The following is a 2,934-nucleotide window of genomic DNA, read 5'->3' on the forward strand; positions in this document are numbered from 1 at the left end:
CGACCGGTGGCCGTGGTGTGGACGTCGTGCTGAACAGCCTGACGGGCGAGTTCATCGACGCCTCACTACGACTCCTCACCGACGGCGGCCGGTTCCTGGAGATGGGCAAGACCGACCACCGCGACCCCGACGACGTGGCCGCCCGCCACCCCGGCGTCCACTACCGCGTGTACGACCTCATCCCCGACGGCGGCCCCGTGCGCATCGGCGAGATCCTCGCCGAACTCGCCGACCTGTTCGCCTCCGAAACCCTGCGACCGGCACCCGTACGGGCCTGGCCGCTGACCCGCGCCCGCGACGCCCTGCGCTGGCTCGGCCGCGCCCGCCACATCGGCAAGGTCGTCCTCGAACTGCCGCCGCCCCTCGACCCCGAAGGCACCGTCCTCATCACCGGCGGCACCGGCACCATCGGCGGCCACCTCGCCGAACACCTCGCCGCGACCTGGGGCGTACGGCACCTGCTGCTGGTCAGCCGACAGGGCCCGGCGGCCCCGGGGGCGGCGGAACTCGTCGAACGGCTCACGGCACTCGGCGCTCGCGCGCACCTCGTCGCGGCCGACGTCGCCGACCGCGCCGCCGTGAACCGCCTGCTCGCCGACGTCCCCGCCGACCATCCGCTGACGGGCGTGGTCCACGCCGCGGGAGCCCTGGACGACGGCGTCATCGCGGCCCAGGACCCGCAGCGACTGGCCCGCGTCTGGGCCGTCAAGGCAGCCGCGGCCCACCACCTGCACACCGCCACCGCCGAACTGCCACTCGGGCTGTTCACCCTGTTCTCCTCCAGCGCGGCCACCCTCGGCAGCCCAGGACAGGCCAACTACGCCGCCGCCAACGCCTACTGCGAAGCCCTGGCCGCCCGCCGTCAAGCCGCCGGACTGGCAGCGGGCGCCGTCGGCTGGGGACTGTGGGGCGAGGCCAGCGGCATGACGGGCGGACTCACCGACACCGACCGGGCACGCATGGCACGCACCGGCATCGGCGCCCTCACGACGGAACGCGGCCTCGCGCTGTTCGACACGAGCTGGCGCCACGGCAACCCGCAGCTGCTCGCCGTCGAACTCGACACCCAGGCCCTGGCCGCCCAGCCCGCCGCGGCACTGCCACCGCTGTTCCGGGCCCTCACCCGCGCGGTCACCGCCCGAAGGACCGCCGCCGCGGACTCCGGCGCCGAAGCGCCCCACTGGGCCCGCCGACTGGCCGGACTGCCCGCCGACGAACAGCACCGCGTCCTGCTGGACCTGGTGTGCACCCACGCGGCGGCCGTCCTCGGCCACGCAGGAGCGGAGGCGATCCACGCCGACACCCCCTTCAAGGACGTCGGCTTCGACTCGCTCACCGCCGTCGAACTGCGCAACAAACTCAGCGCAGCCACCGGACTGCGGCTGCCCGCAACCGTCGTCTTCCGCTACCCGACCCCCAGCGCCGTGGCCGCCCACCTGCTCGAAGAACTCGCACCGCCCGCCGGAACCGACCCCGCGACCGGGCCGGCCCTGGCCGAACTCGGCCGCCTGGAGGACGCCGTGGGGCGCATCGACCCGGACGACGAGGACGCCCGCGAAAGACTCGTCGCCCGCCTGGAAGCGCTGCTGTGGCGGCTGGGCGACCGGCCGGCCGCCGACCCGGACGAGACCGCGGAGACCGTGGACGGCGACGCCATCGACGCCGCGTCCGACGACGAGCTGTTCGCACTCATTGACAGGGAAGTGCCGTCCTGATGGGGAACGAGGACCGATCGATGCCGGGCACCGAAGACAAGCTCCGCCACTACCTCAAGCGCGTCACGACCGACCTCGCCCAGACCCGCCAACGCCTGCGCGACACCGAGGACCGGCAGCGCGAACCCGTGGCCGTGGTCGCCATGGCCTGCCGGTACCCGGGCGGCGTGACCTCGCCCGAAGGGCTGTGGGACCTGGTGGCCGACGGCCGCGACGTCATCACCCCGTTCCCGACCGACCGCGGCTGGGACCTGTCCGGCCTGTACCACCCCGACCCCGACCACCCCGGCACCAGCTACGTCCGCGACGGCGGCTTCCTGCCCGACGTCACCCGGTTCGACGCCGACTTCTTCGGCATCTCCCCGCGCGAAGCCATGGCGATGGACCCGCAGCAACGGCTGCTGCTGGAGGTCTCCTGGGAGCTGTTCGAACGGGCCGGGATCGCCCCCGCCGCGCTGAAGGGCAGCCGCACGGGCGTGTACGCGGGGGTCTCCAGCCGCGACTACATGACGCGACTGCCGCACGTTCCCGAAGGCTACGAGGGGTACGCCACCACCGGGACCCTCACCAGCGTGGTCTCCGGCCGGGTCGCGTACACGTACGGTCTGGAGGGCCCCGCCGTCACCGTCGACACCGCCTGCTCGTCGTCGCTGGTCGCCGTCCACCTCGCCGTGCAGGCGCTGCGGCAGGGCGAGTGCACGCTTGCCGTCGTCGGCGGCGTCACCGCACTGACCACCCCGACCGCCTTCGCGGAGTTCTCCCGCCAGCGCGGTCTCGCACCCGATGGCCGCTGCAAGTCCTTCGCCGCCGAGGCCGACGGCACCGGGTTCTCCGAAGGCGTCGGGCTGCTGCTCCTGGAGAAGCTGTCGGACGCACGGCGCAACGGGCATCAGGTCCTGGGCGTGGTCCGCGGCTCTGCGGTCAACCAGGACGGCGCCAGCAACGGGCTCACCGCCCCGAACGAAGCCGCCCAGGAACGCGTGATCCGACAGGCCCTGACCAATGCCCGACTCACCCCTGACCAGGTGGACGCGGTCGAGGCGCACGGCACGGGCACGACGCTCGGCGATCCGATCGAGGCGCAGGCGCTGTTGGCGACGTACGGACAAGAGCGGTCGGCGGACCGTCCGTTGTTGTTGGGTTCGGTGAAGTCGAACATCGGGCACACGCAGGCTGCTGCGGGTGTGGCGGGTGTGATCAAGATGGTGATGGCGATGCG

General features: G+C 73.1%; 2 protein-coding genes. Both read left to right on the plus strand.

The genetic code is table 11. The features are described from left to right. On the plus strand, positions 1 to 1,715 hold a 1,715-nt coding region (locus tag ABZ842_RS38710), incomplete at its 5' end, for an SDR family NAD(P)-dependent oxidoreductase (RefSeq protein ID WP_361548542.1). A 20-nt stretch (positions 1,716 to 1,735) separates the two neighbouring features. Further along, positions 1,736 to 2,934, plus strand: a 1,199-nt coding sequence (locus ABZ842_RS38715; RefSeq protein WP_361548545.1) for a beta-ketoacyl synthase N-terminal-like domain-containing protein, incomplete at its 3' end; no start/stop codon positions are given.

Origin of the sequence: Streptomyces sp. NPDC047315, from assembly GCF_040643215.1 — a bacterium.
Lineage (GTDB): Bacteria > Actinomycetota > Actinomycetes > Streptomycetales > Streptomycetaceae > Streptomyces.